Annotated in this window: 17 protein-coding genes and 1 tRNA gene; 10 read left to right on the top strand and 8 right to left on the bottom strand. The window is 53.1% G+C overall.

Annotated elements, in window-relative coordinates; all coding sequences use genetic code 11:
- Positions 1-68: 68 nt before the first annotated feature.
- Together Pr1d_RS08895 and Pr1d_RS08890 are read left to right on the top strand one after the other, a co-directional pair.
- Complete coding sequence (locus tag Pr1d_RS08895) at positions 69-1319, top strand: trans-sulfuration enzyme family protein (RefSeq protein WP_148073201.1); 1251 nt, start codon at positions 69-71, stop codon at positions 1317-1319.
- Between the two features lie 170 nt (positions 1320-1489).
- The gene (locus tag Pr1d_RS08890) at positions 1490-2638 is read left to right on the top strand and encodes a trans-sulfuration enzyme family protein (RefSeq protein WP_148073200.1); all 1149 of its coding nucleotides are present in this window, start codon (positions 1490-1492) and stop codon (positions 2636-2638) included.
- A 79-nt stretch (positions 2639-2717) separates the two neighbouring features.
- Here Pr1d_RS08890 and Pr1d_RS08885 read toward each other — a convergent pair whose 3' ends face one another.
- Both Pr1d_RS08885 and Pr1d_RS08880 read right to left on the bottom strand, forming a co-directional pair.
- Positions 2718-3911, bottom strand: coding sequence for a hypothetical protein (locus Pr1d_RS08885; protein WP_148073199.1), 1194 nt, complete (start codon positions 3909-3911; stop codon positions 2718-2720).
- Positions 3911-4417, bottom strand: a complete 507-nt coding sequence (locus Pr1d_RS08880) for an RNA polymerase sigma factor (protein WP_168205134.1) — start codon at positions 4415-4417, stop codon at positions 3911-3913. Before Pr1d_RS08880 ends, Pr1d_RS08885 begins: the two co-directional genes overlap by 1 nt.
- 277 nt (positions 4418-4694) lie before the next feature.
- Here Pr1d_RS08880 and Pr1d_RS08875 point away from each other — a divergent pair, with 277 nt between their 5' ends.
- The 3 genes from Pr1d_RS08875 (at position 4695) to Pr1d_RS08865 (ending at position 10421) form a co-directional block, all read left to right on the top strand.
- Positions 4695-6395 carry a DUF7453 family protein gene (locus Pr1d_RS08875; RefSeq protein ID WP_148073197.1) on the top strand — a complete coding sequence of 567 codons (1701 nt, stop codon included), beginning with the start codon at positions 4695-4697 and terminating at the stop codon, positions 6393-6395.
- A 677-nt stretch (positions 6396-7072) separates the two neighbouring features.
- Complete coding sequence (locus tag Pr1d_RS08870) at positions 7073-8881, top strand: DUF7453 family protein (protein WP_148073196.1); 1809 nt, start codon at positions 7073-7075, stop codon at positions 8879-8881.
- 628 nt (positions 8882-9509) lie between these two features.
- Positions 9510-10421, top strand: coding sequence for a sugar phosphate isomerase/epimerase family protein (locus tag Pr1d_RS08865; protein WP_148073195.1), 912 nt, complete (start codon positions 9510-9512; stop codon positions 10419-10421).
- Between the two features lie 800 nt (positions 10422-11221).
- On the opposite strand, the gene aat is transcribed toward Pr1d_RS08865, so the two are convergent.
- Positions 11222-11869, bottom strand: a complete 648-nt coding sequence (gene aat, locus Pr1d_RS08860) for a leucyl/phenylalanyl-tRNA--protein transferase (protein WP_148073194.1) — start codon at positions 11867-11869, stop codon at positions 11222-11224.
- Positions 11870-12044: 175 nt separating this feature from the next.
- Between aat and Pr1d_RS08855 the strand changes: the two genes are divergently transcribed.
- The 3 genes from Pr1d_RS08855 (at position 12045) to Pr1d_RS08845 (ending at position 17083) form a co-directional block, all read left to right on the top strand.
- On the top strand, positions 12045-13280 hold the full coding sequence (locus Pr1d_RS08855) for a S1C family serine protease (RefSeq protein ID WP_148073193.1): 1236 nt from the start codon (positions 12045-12047) through the stop codon (positions 13278-13280).
- Positions 13281-13397: 117 nt separating this feature from the next.
- Positions 13398-15284: a DNA primase gene (dnaG, locus tag Pr1d_RS08850; protein WP_168205133.1), complete on the top strand. Its 1887-nt coding sequence runs from the start codon at positions 13398-13400 to the stop codon at positions 15282-15284.
- 65 nt (positions 15285-15349) lie between these two features.
- Positions 15350-17083, top strand: a complete 1734-nt coding sequence (locus tag Pr1d_RS08845; protein WP_148073191.1) for a sigma-70 family RNA polymerase sigma factor — start codon at positions 15350-15352, stop codon at positions 17081-17083.
- A 62-nt stretch (positions 17084-17145) separates the two neighbouring features.
- Here Pr1d_RS08845 and Pr1d_RS08840 read toward each other — a convergent pair whose 3' ends face one another.
- From Pr1d_RS08840 to Pr1d_RS08825, 5 genes are all read right to left on the bottom strand, one after another.
- Positions 17146-18201 carry a beta/alpha barrel domain-containing protein gene (locus Pr1d_RS08840; RefSeq protein WP_148073190.1) on the bottom strand — a complete coding sequence of 352 codons (1056 nt, stop codon included), beginning with the start codon at positions 18199-18201 and terminating at the stop codon, positions 17146-17148.
- Positions 18202-18231: 30 nt separating this feature from the next.
- Positions 18232-19158 carry a sugar phosphate isomerase family gene (locus Pr1d_RS26010; protein WP_210417931.1) on the bottom strand — a complete coding sequence of 309 codons (927 nt, stop codon included), beginning with the start codon at positions 19156-19158 and terminating at the stop codon, positions 18232-18234.
- Positions 19159-19923, bottom strand: coding sequence for a PIG-L deacetylase family protein (locus Pr1d_RS26005; RefSeq protein WP_238476663.1), 765 nt, complete (start codon positions 19921-19923; stop codon positions 19159-19161).
- Between the two features lie 295 nt (positions 19924-20218).
- On the bottom strand, positions 20219-20869 hold the full coding sequence (locus tag Pr1d_RS08830; RefSeq protein ID WP_148073189.1) for a 3-keto-disaccharide hydrolase: 651 nt from the start codon (positions 20867-20869) through the stop codon (positions 20219-20221).
- Between the two features lie 129 nt (positions 20870-20998).
- Positions 20999-21071, bottom strand: a tRNA-Arg gene (locus tag Pr1d_RS08825).
- Positions 21072-21785: 714 nt separating this feature from the next.
- On the opposite strand from Pr1d_RS08825, the gene Pr1d_RS08820 reads away from it, so the two are divergent.
- Positions 21786-22790 carry a carbonic anhydrase gene (locus Pr1d_RS08820; protein ID WP_148073188.1) on the top strand — a complete coding sequence of 335 codons (1005 nt, stop codon included), beginning with the start codon at positions 21786-21788 and terminating at the stop codon, positions 22788-22790.
- A 78-nt stretch (positions 22791-22868) separates the two neighbouring features.
- Positions 22869-24830 carry a SulP family inorganic anion transporter gene (locus tag Pr1d_RS08815; protein WP_148073187.1) on the top strand — a complete coding sequence of 654 codons (1962 nt, stop codon included), beginning with the start codon at positions 22869-22871 and terminating at the stop codon, positions 24828-24830.
- Positions 24831-24879: the final 49 nt, after the last annotated feature.

The following is a 24879-nucleotide window of genomic DNA, read 5'->3' as shown; positions in this document are numbered from 1 at the left end:
TTATTGGCAACCGATTACGGCAGTGGCCGCCAAGGACACCACCTACCCCAAGCCTAGCAAGAAGAACCATGAGTCACGTTGAAATGTCAAATCCTCCGAAGAATGCAGGAACATCGGACCACACGCCTCGCGAACCCGCAGAGGGCTTTGGGGAAGATTTCTCCACGCTCTCTGTCCACGCCGGCGAAGCGCGGCAAAAGCCGGGGGACTCGATCACCGATCCGATTTTTTGTGCCTCGACTTACACATTCACCGATACGCAGGCGGTGATCAACTACATCGAGCAGAACCAGGCTCGTGAGGAATATGGCCGCTACGGCAACCCGGGAGAAAGGGTCGTCGAACGCAAATTGGCCGCACTCGAAGGGGCCGAAGATGCCATACTCTATTCGAGTGGCATGGCAGCCTTTGTGGGCCTCTTGATGACGAAGCTCAGCGCCTGCGATGAAGTCATCTTCTTCGACGAATGTTACCATCGCAGCCGTGAGTTTTGTACTAAACATCTCTCGCGGTTTGGTGTGGTGACGCGGCAGGTTCGTGCCTGCGATTATGAAGCGATGGAAGCAGCCATCAATCCACACACAAAGCTCTTGGTAAGCGAGTCACCAACCAATCCGCACATGAGCTGCGTCGACTTGGAACGGTTTGCGCAGATTGGAAAGGAATACGGAGTCGAAACACTCATCGATGCCACCTTGGCAACGCCTTACAACTTGCGTCCAATCTCAGCCGGGATCGACTACGTGCTCCACTCCGCGACGAAGTATCTGGGTGGGCACAACGATCTGCTGGCTGGTGCTATCATGGGCAAGAAGGACAAGCTGGAACCCGTACGCAAGCTCCGCGGGATCATGGGAGCCGTCAATGGTCCCCAAAACGTATACCTCCTTTCACGAGGCTTAAAGACCTTTGAGCTCCGTATGCAGCGGCACAATGAGAATGGTCAGCGTGTTGCCGAGTTTTTGGAGAATCATCCTCGCATCGAGCGGGTATTGTATCCTGGTTTGGCCTCGCATCCGTATCATGAAATCGCTCAAGAAACGATGCGCGGTTTCGGTGGACTGATTACTTTCTTTGTAAAGGATGCTGACTGGCGTGAGACGGCCAACATCGTCGACGCGGTAAAGATTCCGCGAATTGCACCAAGCCTGGGTGGCGTCGAATCGCTCATCGAACAACCCTTAGTGATGAGCTACTACCAATGCACCCCCGAAGAACGCCGCGAATATGGCATCCCCGACAATATGATCCGGCTCTCCTGCGGCATCGAGAACAGCGAAGATCTGATCGCAGACCTAGAGCAAGCGCTGAGGAGTTGAGGGTGCAGTGTTGAAAGTTGAGTAAAGGAAATAGGCCACAGATGAACGCGGATTTTGCGGATTTTCGCGGACTCTTATTTTACAAATCCGCGTCTATCCGATTAATCCGCGCTTGTCCGCGGCTAATTTCTTCCTGACCCTCAACACTAAACACTCAACCCTCAACTCACATGCAATTCCGAACTCGGGCTATCCATGTTGGCAATGAACGCTGTCCTACGACAGGGGCTGTGGTGCCGCCAATCCATGTCGCTTCCACGTTTGTGCAACCTGGCGCGGGCGAATGGGGCGAGTTCGACTACTCGCGGAGTGGAAATCCTACCCGTAAAGCATTGGAAGCTACGCTTGCCTCACTCGAAGCTGGCAGCGGCGCACTCGCCTTTGCCAGTGGCATGGCCGCTACCCACTGTGTCACAGCCATGCTCCGCTCGGGGGATCATATTGTCGCCGGCAGCGATATCTACGGTGGCAGCTATCGCCTGTTTCACAAAGTAGCCAATCGAGCGGGCATCACCATCACTTTGGTCGACACCACCAATCCGGAGAATCTCCAGCAGGCCTTTACTGAGAAGACGAAACTCGTCTGGATCGAGACCCCCGGCAACCCGCGAATGTCGATCACCGATATTGCCGCCTGTGCCGAGATCGCCCATGAGCACGGAGCACTATTGGGCGTCGACAGCACGTTTGCCACACCCGTGCTTTCGCGACCACTGGAATTGGGGGCCGATATCGTGATGCACTCGGCAACCAAATACCTCGGCGGACACAGCGATCTCATGGGTGGCGCGCTGGTGATGCGCGACCAAGCCCTTCGCGACGAATTATACTTTGTGCAGAACGCCACCGGGGCCATTATGGGACCACTCGAATGCTTCTTGTGTTCGCGCGGTTTGAAGACTTTGGAGTTGCGAGTCCGCGAGCAGAGCCGCACCGCCCTCGCCCTGGCCGAGTGGCTCGATTCCCATCCGCAGGTCAATCGTGTGCTCTACCCCGGATTACCCGAGCATCCCGGCCACGAGATTGCTAAAAAACAAATGGACAGTGGCTTCGGCGGAATGCTCACCTTTGAACTCAAAGGCAACTTCGAGCAAACCAAAGAGTTCGTCCAAGCAACCAAGCTCTTCCAACTGGCCGTCAGCCTGGGCGCCGTAGAATCGCTCATCGAACAACCCGCTTCCATGTCCCACGCCAGCTATGATGCTGCTGACCGAGCCAAACACGGGATCACCGACGGCCTGATCCGCCTCTCGGTTGGCCTGGAGGCTCTTGACGATCTCCAAGCTGATCTGCAGCAAGCGTTTGAATCCGTACGCTGAATTCAGATCAAACCGCTTTGGGTGCGAGACGGTTCCTTCCACTACTGAGATCACGATCCAAGTAATCGAGCATAGTCATTTACGGGGTCTCGTTACTCTGAGGAAGATCTCCTTCCTCAACCTCAGTCACCGTGAGATCGGAATTGATTGCTCGAATGATCCCTTCCTCATTGCGCCACCAGAATACGATCGAGGGCTGGCCATCGGTCGTTTTTCCCTTGCCAAGATATTCGTAGTCGGTGGACGACTTGGTTACCAGGAATGGTGTGATAGCGCCTAAATGTCCCATCACTTGGGTGTCCTCGTCCGACAACTCTCCATCCCGTGAAAACAAGACTGCCCATTCCCCCCAATCAGTGATGCTATCAGGAAATTTACCTTCTGAGAGTTTGAGATAACCTTTCAAAGCAGAGATGATACTTTGTTCGCCACCCGTGGCTTCTGTGATGCTTTTCAGTTTCTGGATGCGATACCCAGGAGGAACCTCCAGACTGAAAAGTGATTGTTCAAACTCCTGGTTGAATTGGAAGTCTTTCATTACGATCTGCCGGATCTTTGTCCCCTTAACCAAGGGTCCGAACTCGATTTGAACCAGTTCGTTCGTTGCCACGTCGATCCACAAGACATATTCCTGATGCTGAACCTTGGCTACAAAGCCATCAACAGTACGACCGTCGAGTTCCTTACGATCCAAACGCCGCTCCGGCTTGCCTGAATGGTTACGTAACTTTTCAAACCAATCCAGAATAGTTTCATTGGTCGGAGGATTCTTACGCTCCACAGGAGTAGGAACAATTGCCGTTTGTGTATCCGTTAGCAGTGTCAAACGCGGAACTCCAAAGGCATCTGAGATCGAAACCGTTTGCAACAATTCGTGACGCTGCCGCCCGTTCTCAGCCACCATCACGGTGCTCTCGATGGGTTGCTCCGAATCGTCCATGTAAAGCAGATAAACATAGCGAAACGCACCAGCTTCGCGAAGCTGTTTCATGACCTGGCCAAACGCAGAGTTCGTCGAGGGCGAGAGCACGGCAATACCGATCGCCAATAACAAGCTGGCGGCCAACGCCATTGAAACCCAGGTACGCCGCGAAGAACTCGATTCCGATGCAGTTCGTCGTCTTTCAGAACGAGGCGAAAGCTGTTTCGCTTTTGCTTTGATCCGCTCGATCGCAGCGAGGTCAATCGGCTCGGAAAGAACCGCTGACACGGCCGCTTGCAGTTCTGGATCCAAGTCGAGAGCTGAATCATTTGCAGGGATATTTTCAGACATTATTCTGTTCCTCCATCTAAGACTTGCAGTTCAGATCTTAGCCGTTTGCGTGCCTTGTAGAGGCATGTCGAAACAGCCTCGGGTTCAATCTCTAAGACCTCGGCAATAGTGCCTCGATCGAGATGTTCATAGTAAGTCAATGAAAACACGGCTGCCTGTTGATCCGGCAAGCGACTAGTTGCTTCGCGGAGCCAGACGGCGAGCTCAGCACCAATGGCCTCCTCGGCAGGCCCGCTCTGGGTGGCCCGATCGCTTTCGATCAGTTGCAGCACACTCCGGCGACTTCGCCGCATGTCCAAAGCCCTCAATGAAGCAAGACGCACAAACAGTCCAAGCCAACTTTGGATGGGCCCCGCCGCATGCAGTTTGACCGCCTCACTGAAGACATTTTGCGAAACATCCTCGGCATCTTGAACGGAACCGAGAATTCTATAGGCAATCCTGAATACCCGTTCAGCGTGTTTATCGACCAAACAGGCCCAATCGGGCTGGGTTTCACTCGCCACGGGACTCTCCTTCGGAAGAATGAATTGGTATCAACAAGAAGATAGTCGATGAGTTGATCTCAAAATGACCCAAAAATTCAAAAAAATCTCATACCCACTGCTTCGGCTCTAGACTCTTGACCCTAAGCTCTCGACTTTCTTTGAAGGCACGAAAAAAATGCCGAAAAACTACCCAACGCCAGGTACGAGGCTAAACCGCATCGGTTACAATAGCTACCATGCGTTCGCACTGATTTGCCCGCTCCACCATGCGGAAACATCAAAGAGGAGATTTGGCATGCTCTTCAGTTCACTTTCAAGCAGAACATATTCTATAACGGTCACCATGGCTTGTTCGCTATGTCTGACCCCGATCGCCCAAGCCGACGGCGACCTGCGAACCGTCGTCCTCACCGGCGACCAAGCCCCCGGCGCTGACCCCGGGGTCGTGTTTAGCAGCTTCCCAAGCTTCGGCATAGGTGCAGGCGTTCCTCCCATGATCGACGCTATGGGTCAGACTGCATTCTTTGGGCAACTCACCGGCCCAGGCGTGAACTCGACGAACGACGATGGCATCTACAGTGAGGGGAAAGGCACTCTAGCCGAAGTCGCTCGCAAGGGCGACCAAGCTCCTGGCGCGGACTCTGGTGTTGTGTTCAGCGGCCTGCGATCCCCCGTCTTAAGTGCTGCGGGGCAAACCGCGTTTGGTAGCTTTCTAGCGGGTCCTGGTGTAAGCTCGACGAATGGGATCGGGATTTACATCGAGGGAGGTCACTCACTTTTCGAAGTGGCCCGTGCAGGCAACCAAGCCCCGGGTGCCGACCCTGGTTCTGTCTTTAGCGGCCTCAGCTTTCTCAACCTCTCCGTGCTTAACACCTCGGGGCACACTGCATTCAGCGGAACTCTCACTGGCATGGGAGTGAACTCGACAAATGGCATCGGTATCTACAGCGGTGGAAACGGCTCCCTGGCCGAGGTGGCACGCGCCGGCGATCAAGCCCACGGAGCCGATCCCGGCATCTTCTTCAGCAGCTTCGAACTCCCCTTGCTGAACGCCACGGGCCAAACTGTGTTCATTGGCGTACTTGCCGGCCCGGGCGTGAATTCAAATACCGACTCCGCCATCTATAAAAATGAGGGCGTTCCGCTGACCGAGGTTATAAGAGAGGGCAATCAAGCCCCCGGTGCCGACCCCGGCGTCGTGTTCAGCGGCTTCAACAGCAACCTCGGGATCAGCAGCGTGCCCGTGCTCAATGCCGCGGGGCAAACTGCTTTCTTCGGCGTCCTCACTGGCCCGGGCGTGAACGGATTAAGCAACACTGGCATTTACAGTGAGGGCAGAGGCCCTTTGACAGAAGTGGCCCGTGCAGGCAATCCGGCACCTGGCGCGAGTCCCGGTGTCGTGTTCTCCAGCTTTTTTTCTGACCCTGTAATCAACTCTACAGGACAGACTGCGTTCCAGGGTCGCATCAGAGGTCCGGGAGTCTTTTTCAACGAGGCCATTTATAGCGAAGGGAGTGGCACGCTCGCCGAAGTGGCCCGCGAGGACAACCAAGTTCCCGGTGCCAATCCCGGAGTGACGTTCAGTCATTTTGATTTAGGCTCCCTTGTACTAAACGGTGCGGGACAGACCGCTTTCAGTGCGTACCTTTCCGGCTCGGGTGTGAGCTTTGCTAATGACCTTGGCATCTACGCCACAACGCGCGACGGCTTGCTCATCGAGATTGTGCGCGAAGGAGATCTCATCGATGTCAACGACGACCCACTGATTGACGATCTGAGAACGATCTCCCTGCTAAGCGTCCTTAACAAGACCGGAAACGAAGATGGGCGCGCGTCAAGCTTCAACGACCACGGACAGCTCGCCTTCAGAGCTACCTTCACTGATGGCACAGAAGGCATCTTCGTCTCCAACCGCGTCGCCATCCCCGAGCCCACTACAGCAGCGCTCCTCGCCCTCTGCCTTTCCGCACTTATTCCCCGACGGCACAGCAAGTAGGGTGGGCACTGCCCACCAAACTTCATTTTTGCTCTATTCATGTTGGTGGGCGATGCCCACCCTACGTCATGCTTATCCGCATCTGCGGATACGGGCCTACCATCCACCTACTCTAATCACCTTCTTGCTCCGCGTCTCCGCGCCTCTGCGAGAAACAATTCCTGACCTGGCCCAGATTTTCTCGTAGAAATTGTGCCACCCGATTTGAGATAATGGGGTATGCGGAATATAGTATTCCGTTCGCACAGCAAGTTGAAACTGGGAGTTCAGTCGTCGTAAGAGGAGATTTTGTTTTCAAAACTATTGAACAAACTCTATAAAACAAGGGGTGAAACGAATAGTTTTGTTTTGAAACAAAGTTTTCGCACAAAATGACAAAAACAATTCCCCACCCCGCGCTCAACCTGCGCGCAGACTATTCATCAGCCCTCCAGATCCTAATAGAATATGTGCCTCCTGATTTGTTATGATACGAGTCAAGATTCGAGAGACTAGAGTCAAGAGACAATCATTCTGGCTCTTGACCCTAAGCTCTCGACTTTCTTTGAAGGCACGAAAAAAATGTCGAAAAACTACCAAACTCCAGGCACGAGGCTGAACCGCATCGGTTACAATAGCAACCATACGTTTCCCTAATTTCCCCTCTATCATACTGGAACATTAAAAGAACATATTACATGCTCTTCGTTTCAAACTTCCGCCGCGCGTTGTTGACTGCGACGACCTTGGCCATTTCGTTTTGTCTGGCCCTCACCGCCCAAGCCGACGGAGACCTGCGAACCGTTGCCCTCACCGGCCACCAGGTACCAGGTGCCGAGCCTGGAGTCCGGTTCGGCGGCTCCGTTGCGCCTCCGGCGCTAAACGCCGCCGGACAGACCGCGTTTGTCGGCGGTCTCATTGGCTCTGGTGTGGACTCGACGAATGACTCCGGCATCTACCTTGAGGAGGGCGGCACGCTGCGTGAAGTTGCCCGTGAGGGCAATCAGGCCCCCGGCGCTAACCCCGGTGTAGTATTCGGACCCTTCTATCCCCCTTTGTTAGATGCCGCAGGTCACACCTCATTCCGCAACTTTCTCGCTGGTCCGGGCGTGAACTTTACGAATGAGTATGCCATTTACAGCGATGGAACCGGCACTTTAGTCGAAGTTGCCCGAGGGGGCAGTCAGGTTCCTGGCGCCAATCCTGGTGTCAAGTTCTTTTTCTACTTCAGTGTTCCCTCGATTGTACTAAATTCTCCTGGGCAGACCGCGTTCCGAGCCGAGCTCAACGGAGAAGGGGTGATTTCAACTAACGACGAGGGAATCTATAGTCAGCGAGGAGGCACACTGGCCGAGGTTGCCCGTGCTGGCAATCAAGCCCCCGACGCAGGTGCTGGAGTGGTGTTCAGAGGCTTCTCCGACCCTGTGCTAAACTCCACTGGGCGAATCGCTTTCTTCGGGGAACTGAGTGGCACAGGAGTAAATGGAGCGAACAATTCCGGAATTTATAGCCAAGTTGGCGGTACTCTGGCAGAAGTCACTCGCGAGGGTAACCAAGCACCCGGAGCCGCCCCCGGAGTTGTGTTCAGTTTCCCTGACTCCACCTCCCCCGTGCTTAATTCTGCGGGGCAGACTGCGTTCAGAGGTTTCCTCACAGGTCCGGGTGTGGACTCGACGAACAACAGCGGCATTTACAGCGGATGGAGAGGCTCACTGGAAGAGGTAGCCCGCGCAGGGAACCAAGCACCCAGCGGCGGCCAAGGCGTCGTTTTCGTCGGCTTTTCTGCTCCTGTGATAAATGCTGCGGGACAGACCGCATTCGGCAGCCGTCTGACCGGCACTGGTTTGAACTCGTTGAACGATTATGCCATCTACAGTGATGGAACCGGCACGTTAGCCGAAGTTGCTCGAGCGGGCAGTCAGGCCCCTGGCGCCAATCCCGGTGTCGTTCTCAGATTTTTCCTTTCCCCTATGTTAAATGCCGCAGGGCAGACCGCGTTCGAAAACATTCTCGCTGGTCCGGGCGTGAACTCGACCAACGACTTCGGCCTCTACGCAACAGACCGCAACGGCCAGCTTGTTGAAATCGTACGTGAAGGCAACGTAATCGACGTCAACGACGACCCGCTGGTCAACGACCTGCGGACGATCTCCTCCTTCAGTGTGGCCACGAACACCGGCAACGAGGACGGCCGCCCGTCGGGCTTCAACGACGTCGGCCAGCTCGCCTTCAGTGCACAGTTCACTGATGGAACTTCGGGTATTTTCGTCTCCAACCGAGTCGCGGTTCTACCTGAACCCGGTGACTTCGATCTAGACGGTGACGTGGATGGCCGGGACTTCCTGGCTTGGCAACGCAATCCCGCAGTCGGCGACCTTGTGAATTGGCAACTTAACTATGGTTTTAATTCACCCACTTTCTCGGCTGCAACTGTTGTCCCCGAACCCGCCACCGCAGCACTACTCGCCCTCTGCCTCCAGGCCCTGCTCCCCCGGCGGATTCGTTAGTAGCTTCATGCCGGAACTGACAAGGCTTGTTCCGGAATACGCCCCTCGGCTCCAATCTCCGTTTTGCATTGCGCCTTTGCGCCTTTGCGAGAGATTACTTCTTGGACTGGCCCACATTTTCTTGTAGAAAATGTGCCACTCTATTTGGCATAATGTCCCTTAAGGCTACTTGTTAACCACCCGCACTCAGAGCAGGAAATCCGCTGCCAAATCAGCCGCATCCCGCTAGCGATCGGTTCATCCAGTGCTGCGTGAAAGGTGCCAACGCTAACCGTGTGCTAACATGTTCGGCTGATGCATGCTTTGAAGGGAGTTTTTTCCGGCGTGAGAGGAGGTTTTGTTTTCAAAACTATTGTGCAGACTCTATAAAACAAGGGGTGAAACGAATAGTTTTGTTTTGAAACAAAGTTTTCGCACAAAATGACAAAAACAATTCCCCACCCCGCGCTCAACCTGCGCGCAGACTATTCATCAGCCCTCCAGATCCTAATAGAATATGTGCCTCCTGATTTGTTATGATACGAGTCAAGATTCGAGAGACTAGAGTCAAGAGACAATCATTCTGGCTCTTGACTCTCAGCTCTCGACTCTCCACAACTGGCAACGGACAACTAACCACGGACCAAATATGCAACTCGGATTTGTCAGCGCCATCTTTGGTGATTTATCCCTCGAAGAAGTCCTCCGGCATGCCCGCGACATCGGCTACGACTGCGTCGAAGTCATGTGCTGGCCCCCCGGGGGACCCGATCGCAAGCATGGCGGTGTGATGCACATCGACGTGACCGAGTTTTCTCAGTCGCAAGCGGACGATGTGAGAGCGCTCTGCGAAAAGTATGGCGTGGGCATCTCGGCCTTGGGCTATTACTCTGTGCCACTGTCGGCTAACGAAGAGCAGGCCCGCGCCGCCATCGAACATATCCCCAAGGTAATCGACGCCGCAGTCAAGCTAGGTTTGGACAATGTCAATTCATTTATCGGAGCGAATCAGAACTTACCGCTAGAGGAGAATTTCAGAAAGTTCACTGAGGTCTGGCCAGCTCTGATCAAGTATGCCGAAGATAAGAACATTCGTATTGGCATTGAAAATTGCCCGATGCTGTTCGAGAACACTTGGCCCTCTGGCTTGAATCTGGCTCGCACTCCAGCCATTTGGCGGCGGATGTTTGAAGCGATTCCGTCGGCGAACTTTGGCCTAAACTATGATCCATCGCATTTGGAGATGCAGTTGATGGACCCCATTGCTCCGATCAAAGAGTTTGGCAGTCGAATCTTTCATACTCACGCTAAGGATATGCGTGTGAATCTCGACCAACTTGACGAAGTCGGTTCGCTCGCACTCCCCATGGAGCGTAGCACTGCCAAGATCCCCGGTTTGGGAGACATCGATTGGGGTCGCTGGATCGCGGCACTCACGGACGTGGGGTACGATGGTCCCGTCTGTGTTGAGGTAGAAGACGAATCCTTTGAAGGCTCAGTCGAACGACGCCTACAATCGCTGAAGATTAGCCATAATGTTTTGCGGCCTCTGATTGCTTAAAATCACTTTTGCAACCGAAACAATTCAGTGCAATCCCGTGGCCTGGACAGTACCCAAGATACTACGACTATGCTAGAATAGAATTTATTGAACTATAGTATAATTCCTCTTATCCGCGATTCCCTATGCAAATCATTACCGCAACTTTTCAGGCAGGCCGCATCGAGTTACCCGGCTCGATTGATTGGCCAGATGGAACTCAGGTGGAAATCAGACCACTACCTGGGTCAGTTCATTCCGAATCGATGAAAAGTGACAACTTTTTACCGAAAGGATTTTTTGAAAGTCTTCGGGCGCATTGGGGAACGGAAGCATTTGAGCGTCCTTCGCAGGGAGAGCTTCAACAGCGAGAGGATTGGTAATGCCTTGGCTCCCCGACACGAATGTCTGGATTAATCTGCTCAAATATCCTGACAGCTTACTTGAGCATACTTTGCTTAGTCATTCTTCAGATCAAATCTTCTTGTGGTCCGTTGTCAAGGCCGAGCTTTAGCATGGAGCTCAAAAGTACGGAAGAACCGACCAGCGACTGGCAGTACTCCAAGAATTGTTTTCCCAGTTCGCTTCACTTCCGTTCGACGATACCGCTGCCTGGCACTACGCCTTACTACGTCATGAACTCGAATTAATCGGTTGTTTATCGGTCCCAATGATCTTCAGATAGCCGCCATCTGCCGCTCTCATGGAGTGACACTTGTTACTTCCAACACGCGTGAATTCTTACGCGTCCAAAATCTAAAAATCGAAGATTGGTCTGCCCCATAGAACTGAAAACTTTACCTCGAATGGTGGTGAATCAATTAAAACGTCACCGGCAGATCAACAACCTCTACCAGCCTTTGCAGATACTCACTCCGCGGTATCTCAATCACCCCCAAACTTCCCGTGTGCGAAGTCCACTGCTGGACGTCGAGCAGTTGGTAGCCGCGGGCATTGAGATGTTCGACCAAACGGAAAAGTGCGACCTTCGAGGCATCTCGCTCTCGATGGAACATACTCTCGGCAGCAAACAGCCCTCCAACGCTTACGCCATAAACACCGCCGACGAGTTTATCGGCCTGCCACACTTCGACGCTGTGGGCGTGACCAAGTCGGTGAAGTTCACAATAGCCCTCAATCATGTCAGGAGTAATCCAAGTGCCACCCGCACGCCCAGGGCCAGTTGCGCAAGCCCGCATTACTTCGCCGAACTCCTTGTCGAAGGTAGTCGTGAACTGTCCCGAACGAACTCGCCGCAAGAGTCGCCTCGAGGCACGAAATCCATCAAGCGGCAATACCGCTCGAGGATCAGGTGACCACCACACATGCGGCTCAAAATCATCCATAGGCCAAGGAAATATCCCATGACTGTATGCGTCCAAAAGCCGCTCAGGCGCAAGATCCCCTCCTACAGCTACCAGGCCGTCAGCGGAGGACTCTGCTGGATTCGGGAAGTATTTCGGGGGCATGGGAAAAATGCGGTACGCTTTCACGTTCGAAAATGCTTGAAATTCGCTCACTGGGATACAAAAGCGAAAAAACTAGTATAATGAAACCGTAGGCCGCGTGCTGTGCGCCGACCGCGTGATGTGCGCCGGAAATGGCATTTGAGTTGCAACTCCAGATTTCCCAGGCTTCTATACCATGCAGCAAGAACCACATAGTGATGAATTCGGTGCTTTACCGGTTGTCGAAGTTCGTAATCAGACGACTCCGTCGCTGCTGGCCGAAACTGTGCCTGCCGATCAGTTGGTCACCCAGAAGGATCTCTCGCGGCTACGTCGTTTATTGTGGATCTTTGGCATCCTCATGGCGTTGCTGATTGCACCTTCCCTTGCTGGTAGAATCCAGTATGCGCTGGTTGAAGCTGAGGAGCGAGCGAAGTTCGATGTCGCCAGCGACAATATCCATCAGCTCGATCTGATGCAGCTTAACGATGCCTCGCGAATGTTGTTCGATTATGTCAGCCCCAGTGTCGTTCATATTCGTACTCATCGTGGAAGAGACATGGGCCAAGGAGCCGGTGTGATTGTAGACGAGGCCGGTTATATCGTCACCAATTATCATGTGGTTGAAGGAGTCGGATCGCTGGAAGTTCAATTGAGCGATGGCCGCCGTGGACCGGCAAGTGTCATCGGCAGCGACCCGCTAGTCGACGTTGCAGTATTGAAGACAGAACTTGACGATTTGCACGCTGCCCAATGGGGCGATAGCGACAACCTAAATGTTGGCGAATGGGTCTGGGCCTTGGGCAGTCCCTTTGGATTTCAGAAAAGCATCACTTTTGGAATTCTTAGTGCCAAGAATCGCCGGGGGATCACCACCGCGCGAGACCCCGGAGTCTCCACAGAACGAAGTTCGATCTATCAGGAGTTTTTGCAAACCGATGCAGCAGTTAACCCTGGTAACAGTGGCGGTCCCTTGGTGAACGTCGAAGGCAAGATCATTGGCATCAATACAGCTATTTACGGCAATACCTATCAGGGAATCAGCTTCTCGATCCCCAGTTCCATCGCTCAAGCCAGCTATGAGCAACTTCGAAAAGTGGGACATGTGGATCGTGGATATCTGGGAGTTGGTCCCCGGTTGGTCCCCGATCCTGTGGCACGACTCTTAGGCTTGGAAAAAGACCAGGGGGTACTGGTAGCCGACATCCGCGATGACACACCTGCAGAAGATGCCGGGATCGAATTGGGAGATGTCCTGCTAACATGGAACGGCGAGGAATATTCTGATCCAACCCTTTTGAGCCGAGCCATTGCTGCGACTCCAATCGGTACGACCGTGCCGGTAGATCTGATCCGTCAGAATCGTGACGGTATCAAGCGACTGACCGTCCAGGTGAAGGTAGGTGCGCGGCCGCAGAATGAATCGCTTTAGCTCACTGTCCAAGTACCAAGCCTAGCCGAATGCACACTTGCTTTCGGAACTTCCGGACCGCGTGGCGGACCGGCTAAGCTATTAATCCCTTTAGCCACCTATCACGGATGACCAATCGTGCCACTCAATGATTTGCAGGATGCGAAAGAACAAGTTCGTCAGGCCGTCGACATCGTCGACCTGATCGGGGGCTATATGGCTCTGCGTCGTCAGGGGCGCAATTTCGTCGGCCTCTGCCCCTGGCACGATGATTCGCGCCCCAGTCTGCAAGTAAACCCCGAGCGTCAGTCCTTCAAGTGCTATGTCTGCGACATTGGTGGTGACGTCTTCAGCTTTATCATGCGAACCGAGGGATTGGAGTTCCGCGAAGCTCTGGAAATGCTGGCCGAACGGGCGGGAATTGCGTTGACTCCGACGAAGAACTCCGGTCAGCCTAGTCAGTTCGATCGCCGTAATCTGCTCGCAGTGATGGCATGGGCTGAGCGTGAGTTTCATCAGTGCTTGCTGCATGATCCCGCGGCAGAGGGTGCCCGGCAGTATCTTGCCGACCGCGGAATCAATAGTGAAAGTGTGGAACGTTTTCATCTCGGTTATTCGCCAGAAGAATGGGATTGGCTCCTGCGTCGAGCCCAGGCGGCAGAATTTTCTGGGGAAGTTCTCGAACGCGTAGGGCTGGTGCTGCGCCGGGATTCGGGAGGATTCTACGACCGATTTCGAGGGCGGCTGTTGTTCTCGATCCGAGATGCTCTAGCGCGTCCCATCGCCTTCGGTGGGCGTGTTCTCCCTGGGGCTGTCAGTAGCAGTCCCGAACGGACCGAGGCCAAGTACATCAATAGCCCCGAGACGCCGCTGTTCAGCAAAGGGACACAACTCTACGCACTCGATCTAGCACGGGATGCGATTTCCAAGGAGCAAGGCCTCGTAGTGATGGAGGGCTACACTGACGTGATTATGGCCCATCAGTACGGGATTAATAATGCGGTAGCTGTGTTGGGCACTGCTCTCGGTGAGAAACATATCCCCTTGGTACGTCGGTTCACTGATAGCATCACGCTAGTACTCGATGGGGATGAAGCAGGGCAGCGTCGCACATTGCAGATCCTGGACGACTTGCTAGCACTCTTTGTAGCTCATGAGATAGATTTACGAATTTTGAGCTTGCCAACAGGGGCCGATCCATGTGATGTTATTTCATCGCAAGGAAGCGAGGCCTTTCAACAAAGGCTTAACAAATCACTCGACGCCCTCGATTATAAGATTGACGCTGTGACCAAAGGATTGGCATCAGCCCCTGGCACTCATCGCTCTGCACTGGCAGTGGAAGAGCTACTCGGTACGCTCGCTCGCGCGCTGCCGACCAGCGCTCGTTCTACTTCGAGGGCACTTCTTCGTGAACAACAAGTCTTGTCGCGTCTCTCGCGACAATTCGTCGTTGGCGAAGGAACACTTCGATCCCGTTTGGCAGCAGTTCGACAAGATCATAGCTCTCACCCTACGCGGCGCTCACAAGATCAAGACGCTCCCACTCACGAAAAGGCAACTCCCCTCGCCGCTTGGGAGCGCGAACTCGTGGAGATGATAATTCACCATCCGAACGTACTTGCCGAATTGTCCGATCACCTCACAGAACAAGACATCCCGCATGATGTATGCCGTGAAATTTTCGAGACTTCGCTCGAACTGATGCACGCCGGTCAAATCCCAACTTTCGATCAACTAATGCTAGCCAGTGACGAAGCAGCTGTGAAGAATCTGTTGGTGGATTGCGACGAATCAGGCCGCGAGAAAGCCGAAAGCGATCTCCAGCAACGTGTAAGCGACTTGTTGGCTTTGCTAGCCAAGCAAAAGCAATCGGTCCGCCATCAGGCGGCTGTAACTGAAATATCTCAGAAAACACTTAATCCAGGTGACGAAGACCTGGCTCTTAGCGCTATTTTTCAGGACCTGAAAAGAAAGGATGAATCCCAACGCCGACAGGCAGGTTACGCACCCACGGATGGGTGAGATGTCTGACTCGGTTCCCCGCTGCAACTTTTTCCCAAACACAGGAAGTGTAGGAGGAGTTTTCGATGACCCAAGCTACGAAATCAAACGCTACGAAACCCAACGAATCCCAAAGCTCGCCCGTTACCAAGATTTCTTTTGCCGAGCTTGTTACTTTAGCCAAGACTCAAGGTTTTCTGACCTATCAGCAGGCCGATTCTCATCTGCCGGATGAATGTGCCGACTCGGTGCATGTCGATCGTCTGCTTGACCTAGTGGACACTCTCAAAATTGATTTTGTTGAAGGCGAAGGAAGTCCTCGCTATTCAGAAGATGTGGTTCTCGGCGACCGAGAAGCCATGTACACGGATGAGCTTCCCAAGCTGACCGATGATCCGATAAGAATGTACTTGTCGCAGATGTGCCGGATTCCCTTGTTAAATCGAGAAGAGGAAATCATCTTGGCCAAGAAGATCGAACTCACACGCAAGCGATTCCGCCGCAATCTCTTGCGTTCATTCTGTGCTTTGGCCAACACAGTTGAGGTACTACAGAAAGTGCATGCCGGAGAACTTCCCTTCGATCGCACGATTAAGGTCTCGCTCACCGAACGGCTGACCAAAGAGCAAGTTTCCAAGCGGATGCCGATTAACCTTCCCACGTTAACGCACCTGATGGGACAACAACAGCTGGATTTTGCCATTCTGATCAACCGGCTGGCACCCGCCGAAGAAAAGCAAGCAGCCAGGGCTCGCTACATAAGTCGCCGTCGTAAGATGCTGCACTTGGTCGAGGAAATGAGTCTGCGCACCCGTCGGGTGCAACCGATGATGAAAGTCATTGAGGAACTTTCCCAAAGGATGGACCGCTTGCAGAGCCATCTCCAGCAATTGAAAGCCGAAAATGCCTCGGTGGCACGCATGGAACCTGTCCGCCGCGAATTGAAGGAACTGATGCTCCGCACACTCGAATCACCTCAGAGCTTGCGGAATCGCTGCCAATTGCTTCGCAAGCAATTGAAGGAATTTGAGCGAGTGAAGCGCGAACTTTCCAGCGGCAACTTGCGATTGGTCGTTTCCATCGCCAAGAAATACCGTAACCGCGGTATGAGCTTTTTGGATTTGATCCAAGAAGGCAACACAGGTTTGATGCGAGCGGTCGATAAATACGAATATCGACGTGGATTCAAGTTTTCCACTTATGCTACTTGGTGGATTCGCCAGGCGATTACGCGAGCCATCGCCGATCAAGCCCGCACGATTCGCATCCCAGTTCATATGATCGATGTCCTGAGCAAGCTGCAGCAAACGGCCAAGCGACTTCAACATGAGATGGGCCGCATGCCGACGCACGAAGAAACCGCTTTGGCGGCGGGTATCGACCTCGATGAAAGTCTGCACGTACTAGATATCGGCCGTACTCCAGTAAGTCTCGACCGCCCCATAGGCGAGGGAGATGATTGCAGCTTTGGTGAATTTGTGGAAGATTCTCATTCAGACAATCCACTGAAGTTGGCCAACAATGGGCTACTTCGTGAGAAAATCGACGAACTCTTGAAGACGCTTACCTATCGAGAGCGGGAAATCGTGCGGCTGCGCTACGGCTTGGCTGATGGCTACTGTTATACACTCGAGGAAGTCGGCCGCATCTTCAAAGTGACTCGCGAACGGGTACGTCAGATCGAGGCCAAAGCAGTTTCGAAATTGCAGAACCCCGTACGGAGTAGCGAACTCAGCGAATATGTAGCCGACAGCCCAGTCCTGGCAGAAGAAGAAGTCTGGGATACGGCTCCCGTAATCGAAGAACTGGCCGCTGCCTAAACCAGTCCGATAGAAATAAAAGACTTGGCGACCTCGACCAATTTGGTCGGGGTCGTTTTGCTTTACTTCACAGTGGTCCGTCCAGTCGAACCTGCATAGCTGAGCGTTGAGGAAGTTGGCTTTAGATCTGTCTCTAAGTCTCGATCCGGTCGAATACCCATTTCTCCCAATTCAGTATGATACGCTCGAACTGCATCTTCTGGTTTGGCCTGTCCATCCGCCAGCGCTCTCAATTGCCTTATGAATGAAAGCTGATGCTCTGCATTGTTAATCTTTCTACCAAACAAGGCTGCACGAGCACCATGCTGCTTGGCTTCCCACAACATTTGAAAAGCGTCATAGGTTGTTCCTGCCGACCCTCCCAAGATTCCTACGACGAGAGAAGGATCGTACGTCACTAGTTCCGCCATCGGTTCGGGGCCGAAATAGGGAATCTTGAGAAAGATCGGTCGGGCAGTGGGAGGAACACCGGCCAGTGCACGGGCGATCGAATCATTGACGAACCTGGGGACATCCTCTGCGGCAAGATTCGTACACGCATTGGGAGGAAAGACTTCCAGGAAATGGCGAAATCCCTTCTCCTCAGCCTCGATTCGAAATGCCCGATAGGCTTCTAGAGCCAGGCGATCTAGGGTCGCGTCATTGTTGAACGTGATCGAATAGAGACCCAAATCGGCACCCAAGCGGCGCTCTTCGGGGGTGCAGTTCGCATGGCCACACATCGCATGATCGATGGTTGCCGAGCGAAAGGACAGCGAGGGCTGTGTTCCGTAAGCACCCACTCCCCCTGCCAGCCAAATGTCGGTTGTGTCATTGGCTCGGATCGCTGGTGTAACGGGACTCTTCTCAAAGAGTCGCTTTGCGATCGTCAGGCGAGCGCTCGTGTTGACACTCATCAGCATAATATCAACGAGACCTTGTTCGACTATTTCACAAATCGTTGCGTGGTAATCTGCAAGCGTGAGAAACTCTGATTCGCTATTTGTGGGATTTCGGCGCCGACCTGGCGCGGAGATGCCGAATGCCATGTCGGCGTCCTTGGCATCCGCCACGATAAAATCATCGCAGGACGGGTCTGCAGCGATGCGTGATAGTTTTTCGTCGAGTGTTTTAGCCATCCTTATCTTTCATTAGGCTGTTTGGTCCTGTTAGTGCATCTCCGCCTCAACGGTACCAATACCACCGCGATAATAATTGAACCTGACCTGAGGATGGTCCGCCAGCAGCGACATTGGGACCGAACTATCGGGGATTTGCTTACTGATCATGAGGGCTGTCAAGCGCATGCCGAACGGATTGTCGTGATGGCCAGGATGCCAGATCGAAACAGTTTCTGCTTTCCAGGTCTCGACAGGGCCCACGGTGGCTGCACAGGTCGGGACTTGGGGGACGTACCCACCGCCCGAGGTTCGCGCGTTCTGAATGACCGTCATGGGGTGCAGATCGGTAATGCGAGTCCCTAGCTGGCGATACTCTTCCGGCGAGGGAGGCTGGTCCTGGTAGGGGCCATTGCGTTTGGGGGGATCGTTGAAGGCCCAGTGCTTGACTTCGCCCTGCCCTCCTTGCATTAACACGCAGCGAACGGCGTCGTAACTCTTGGAATATGCTTCTAAATCTGTCGGGAAGTGGATGTTTCCTGTCGGCATCAGCAACTCAGGACGAATGCGATCAAAGCACAGTTCCATATCGGCTTTGGCGAAGGAAAGGGGGTGATCAGTGGCTACCGGCTTACCGTCCTCGATCCATTCATCCATGCCCCAGAAATGGGCGTTATGAAGTTTCAAACCAAGTTCGTTGACGATCTTGGCTACCAAGGGGAGTTGCTCAGTAGGTCCAATCGGACCGCAAATGCCTGCCGGATTGTCAGGAGTTGCTTGCTGCCAGGCCTGGATATACTCCAATGCCTCGGCACAGAAGAATTCTTCCAAGGTATCGTAAATAACGACTTCAAAACCGTCGCGCGAAAGTCCCACCAAATCAGCGGCAGTAAGCCGAGCCGCGTCTTCGAGGATTGCCAGATCAAGGGTTGTGTAATCCCACCACTCGGGGGCAACCTTACTAAGGGGACGGCCCACCTATTTTTCTCCTAGAAGTTCGCGAAGCAAATCGGATTGGGGATAGGGATGTCCTCGATGTTGAGTGAAAGCCTCCGCATAGGAACTGCCAATTTCTTGGCCTCGCATCGCACCTAACCGCTTCATGGTCTCGATGTATTCATCCATCCCATGGTGGGCTCGGAGCCACTCACGTTGCGAAGCATGGCTGGCAAGCATCTCACTCTTTCGCTCTATCACCTCGGTGATGTCGACACACACCGTGTGGCTCGCAACTTCTCTCGTATAGGGATCACATCCTTCAATGGGATCACAGTAGTAGAGCCAGGGAATCATGGATCCTGCGACTAACGGCAATGACGACCCATTGGGAGCGGAATAGCCGAATGCGGCACTCCTCGCCAATTGATGCACTTGCTCGTGATCGAGCATGTAGTCGAAGAGCGGATGAGTGAAGACTAGCGAGGGGGCAATCTGGCGGAACAAATCGATCACTTTTCGATTCGTCGGCTTATCGAAAACAACATTCAAATCACGTTCTTCTACGCAGTGGTAGGTACCACCGAGAACCTTGGCGGCCGCCGCGCCTTCGGCACGACGAATCTCGGCGATCTCATCCCTCGACATGGTAGCCGATCCACAATCCCCAGGAGTGGCGGTTGCAATGTGGATTTCCCAGCCCAGCTCAGCGAGGCGCAAGAGAGTGCCTGCGCAGAACATCTCCGCATCGTCGGGATGGGCCAGAAATGCCAGGGCTACTCGCCTCGGAGAAGATTTTGATGTCATGAATTTTTGCGCCACCTGTGGACAACGACATTGAAGTGCCTGTGTACCTCGACTCGAACTGAATCGGAATATGAACGTAGACGAATAGCGATTCTTGCATGTGACCACCCATTCTGTACATAGTCTATGACGTAATGGATTTTTCGAGTGTCATTCCCTGAATACCTACGCAATAGTGTTAATCAAGCAACTTCATAAAAGAGCTTCCAACAAAGTGATGCGCCGGAGCTTGAGAGATCACTTCCTGCGGGAGGGTGGTCATCTACCAGTTAGCAGCTAACTCCATTTCCCCGGGTTAAAGTTCGGTCAGCTCGAGGTTGCGCCAACGCACTTCGTAGGGACCAGTTCCCTTGCCAATTTGGTGAACTTGGAGTCCGATGAATCCACTAGCCATGCCGCTTTTCTCGTCGACAAGGTCTGCAACGGGTACTCCATTGATCCACGTCTGAATCGTCTTCCCCTTGGCAACTACGCGGTATTGGTTCCACTCGCCCTTCTTGAAGGCTTCTTGAGCCTGCTTATCACTACGGTCTTCGCTGAGCCAGCCGGTGTCGAGGGCCTCGCCATAGATGAAGCCCGCCGTGCCGTTGGTGGCAATCTCTACCTGTGGGCCATGCACTCGGCCTTCCGGTGTATCGCCTTCGCACTTGGAGCGTATCTGGACGCCCGAGTTTAACGGATCATCGACTTTCACTTCGAAACTCAATTCAAAATCACCATAATCCTTCGTCGTGCAAAGAAACGAGTTAGGACTTCCTTCGTTAGTTTTTCCAACAATCATGCCATCTTCAACACGATACGATGCCGTTCCATTTCGTTGCTGCCAACCATCGAGCGACTCGCCATTGAATAAGGAGACTTTGAGCTGGCGATCTTCCTCAGCGCAAACACCGTAAGCCAATGCAACTAGGGCCAATGTAAAAGTAACGACTTTCAAATAGTTCATTTCAAATCTCCAAAGATTGCGTATCCAGTGTAGAATGAGTGAAGTTAAGATATCACCTACGCCGTTGCTCCAGTGCCGCGATATTGAACGGCAACACAAACAATCCATTCGACCGAAGTTATAACAAAATACCCCCGGCAGGATTCGAACCTGCGACCTGCGGTTTAGGAAACCGTCGCTCTATCCCCTGAGCTACGGGGGCTCGTGTTCTCTATTTTTAGTCCGGGTTGCTTTCGGAGGATACCCCTTCCTGATCCTGTCCGAGCAAGCTGTGTGTGGTCGAGAGGTCTCCTTGGCCAGGTGTGGTCAGGCGAAATGTCTGATTTTACCCTTCAGTTCGCTCTGGACGCAGCGAGTGGAAAAAACGATAATGAATTCGCCAGTAATTGCATTTCCCTCCATTCCATGATGATCTTTCATTATGTTTGTACGAAGACCATCTCGAAGCTTCCAGTCAGTCACGCGATTGGTTTTGGGGAGCGTGTTTGCAGCGGCTTTGCTTATGATGACCGGTCCGGTGCTAACTGCAGAATCGCACAATAATTGTGGCTCGCCCGTTTCGTCTGAGGATAGCTCTTCGCTCGGTGAGGTCGTTGGGGTGGAGTTTCGTCTGGTGCGAATCCGCACTTATTGTCCCTCGTGCCGTACACTTACTTTCGACCAGGGATTCAAGCCTGTTGCTCCGCGTCTACCTCGGGCACTGGTGGGACACTGTCTTTCGAATGAGCTCTGCGCTCCATTGCGCTGCTAAGACTGTGCATAGTGATCTATGCCAAGCTGCTCGCTTTCTTGCAGTTAATCGTAGACATCGATTGGCCTTTCGCATTAGCAGCGTTCTTCTGCCTGAGAAGTAGTCCAGACAAGTATTGGCTTTGGCTGTCGAGATGTGCAAGCCATTCACTTCTGAGTAAACGTCATGAAGAAATTCGTCAAAGGAGTTTGCCAATTTCAGCAAGATACTTTTACCTCACAGCAACTTCTCTTGGAGGGATTGGCCAATGGTCAACAGCCACTGGCACTGTTTATCACTTGCTCCGTCTCGCGCATTGTACCCAATCTGATTACAAAAACTGACCCTGGCGAATTGTTTATTGTTCGCAATGCGGGCAACTTCGTTCCAGCCTATGGAACAGTTGCTAGGGGCGAAGCTTCTACGTTTAAATACGCAATCGGCGTGCTGAATATCAAAGACATCATAATCTGCGGGCATTCGCAATGCGCAGCGCTGAACGGCCTCTTGCCCCCGGATCAACTTCCGGATTTGCCAGCAGTCAATTCGCGGTTTGGCCAGGCTGAATCAACGGCGCGCATTATCAAGGAGAACGACTCCCACATCACAGACTCTCAGACACTGCTCACCGCAGCTGTAGAGATCAATGTTCTCGTGCAACTGGAGAGTCTCCGCACTTATCCTACGGTTGCATGGGCTTTGAATCGGGGTGATGTGCGACTTCACGGCTGGGTCTACAAGTTCGAAACTGGCCAGGTATTTTTCTATCAGCCTGATCAAGAACATTTTGTTCCGCTCGATGAAGCAGCCTTGGGTCCCAGGAGCGAACAGGCATTTTGCATACCATTTGATCTATCACGATTTCATCTTTTTTTCTGGAGTCCATGCATGAGTTCGAAACATTCAGCCTCTACACCGTTGTTACGCCGAGTTGCTCAAGACCACGAATCGCAGATTTGTTTTGGTGCCGCTTTGATTTGCTTGGGGATTGGTCTTTGCGGACTAGTACTCAACATGTTCTTTACGCTTCCTGCGTCGCTTGACGCTTTATTTGTGACCAGCGTATTTTTCGGGCTGCTTGGTACAGTGCGTGCTGCTCACCTCCAGGGTGAGTACTCCTCTGGCCGTTTGGACCTTCCTCGGGAGGATTCAGCTACGCACGATCAAGAAAAAATCCGTTCCGCTGCTTAGTAGTCCCAGCATCCTTTTCGCCAGGTTACTTACTCGCCACTCAAGAGACCAATTGCCTTCACCCGGACCGATTCAACGATGTTTAGATTCAAGCAAGATTTCCTCGCCTCGATTGTCGTCTTTCTCGTAGCCCTGCCGTTGTGCATGGGTATTGCGATTGCCTCAGGCGCACCCGTGGCAGCGGGGCTGATTACAGGCATCATTGGCGGACTTGTTGTGGGCTCCATCGCAGGTTGTCCTCTGCAAGTGAGTGGCCCTGCGGCGGGGCTTACAGTGATTGTTTATGAGATTATCCAAACGATTGGCCTCGAAATGCTGGGGTTGGCCGTGCTGCTGGGTGGAGCGATCCAGGTCGTGGCAGGTTTACTGAGATGGGGTCAATGGTTTCGTGCTGTTTCTCCAGCGGTGATTCAGGGGATGCTCGCAGGGATCGGTTTTTTAATTCTGGCAAGCCAGTTTCATGTGATGATCGACGACAAACCCAAGGGGACAGGGGCTCAGAATTTAGCGACTATCCCTCAAGCCATCGGCAAGAGTCTAGCCATGCCGCAGTTCGCGCCGGTTGAGGTTCGTGAGCTTCGCTCCGATCTTCTCCATGAAGTAGGAGAGCTCCATCGGCGTCAAGTGAACATCCAAGAGCGGCTTGCCGAGCACGCCCCGCACGTTCCTGGAGCTGAACCCTCTGTGGCAGAAGACGCTGAGCCGCCAGCAGTCACCATGCCTGAACTTGTCGATCAACAGCAAAACCTGGTCGAGCATTTGAAGGCACTCACAAGCCAGGTTCAGCGACTTGAAACAATCACCGAAGGAAGCAAACGCTCGCAACGGATTCAGGCCGCCACGGCCGAAGCCCTTACCCAGAGCGAGGCTGCGCTGGCAGGCATGCAAGACGGCACGCTGAATGAAGCATTAACATTGCAAAAGGAAAGCATTTTGGCGTTCGACAATTTGCTGGCGAATCTCAAGAACCATCATCTGGCCGCTGCGTTGGGGGTCGTGACTATTATGACGATCCTTCTCTGGCAGGCGTCTGCTCCCAAAGCCCTCAAAGTTGTGCCGGCACCCCTGGTTGCCATCATACTTGCTACAATTTTAGCAACCGTGTTCGTTATTCCCGTGTTGTATGTCGAGATCCCCGACAACCTTTGGGAGGATGTAAGGTTTCCTAATCTTGCGATGCTCAGCAATGCTCCCTGGGCTGAACTGGCGAAGGCGGCCATCTTGATCGCTGTGGTCGCCAGTGCCGAGACGCTGCTCTGTGCGACGGCTGTCGACCAGATGCAGCAAGAGTCACGTACCTCCTATGATCGTGAACTCTTTGCCCAAGGGGTGGGCAACGTGCTTTGTGGATTAGTAGGCGCCTTGCCGATGACGGGAGTCATTGTTCGTAGCTCGGCCAACATCCAGGCAGGTGGCAAAACGCGTCTGTCGGCAGTCCTCCACGGCTTTTGGCTCTTGTTATTTGTCAGCGCACTGTCGTTCTTATTGCGGTTGATCCCCACTTCGAGCCTTGCGGCCATGCTTGTTTACATTGGCTACAAGCTCATTAATGTTAAAGCAATCGTTAAGCTGCGTGAATATGGTTGGGGGGAAGTTGCCATCTATGCCGCCACAGTGGGGACAATTGTGTTCACCGACTTGCTCACCGGTGTACTAGTAGGAATTGCTCTCTCGGCTCTGAAGATTCTTTACACTTTTTCCCACTTGGAAACAGAACTTTCGATGGGTGAAAATGGTGAAAAAACAGCCGTATTGATGCTAAAAGGGTCGGCAACTTTCATCCGTTTGCCGAAGCTGGCCGCCATGCTGGAGAAGGTTCCTGAAGATGTGGATCTCCATGTGGACTTTTCCTATCTAGACTATATCGATCACGCCTGTCTTGATCTCTTAATGAACTGGGCTAAACGGCATGAATCTGGCAAGGGAAACCTAGTCATCGATTGGGGTTCGCTCCACTCGCGATTCGACCGCATGGCACGCATTAAGAAAGACGAATCCGAGCGTAAGGATGAAGGGAAACAGCTAGCAGCTAGTAGTTAGCTCAGGAAGAGAACTGTCTGGCCAGTAGCGAACGACTAATAGCTCTCTC

The organism is Bythopirellula goksoeyrii (genome assembly GCF_008065115.1).
GTDB lineage: Bacteria > Planctomycetota > Planctomycetia > Pirellulales > Lacipirellulaceae > Bythopirellula > Bythopirellula goksoeyrii.
The sequence above is the reverse complement of the archived record's forward strand: the minus strand, read 5'-3'. Positions and strand labels throughout refer to the sequence as shown.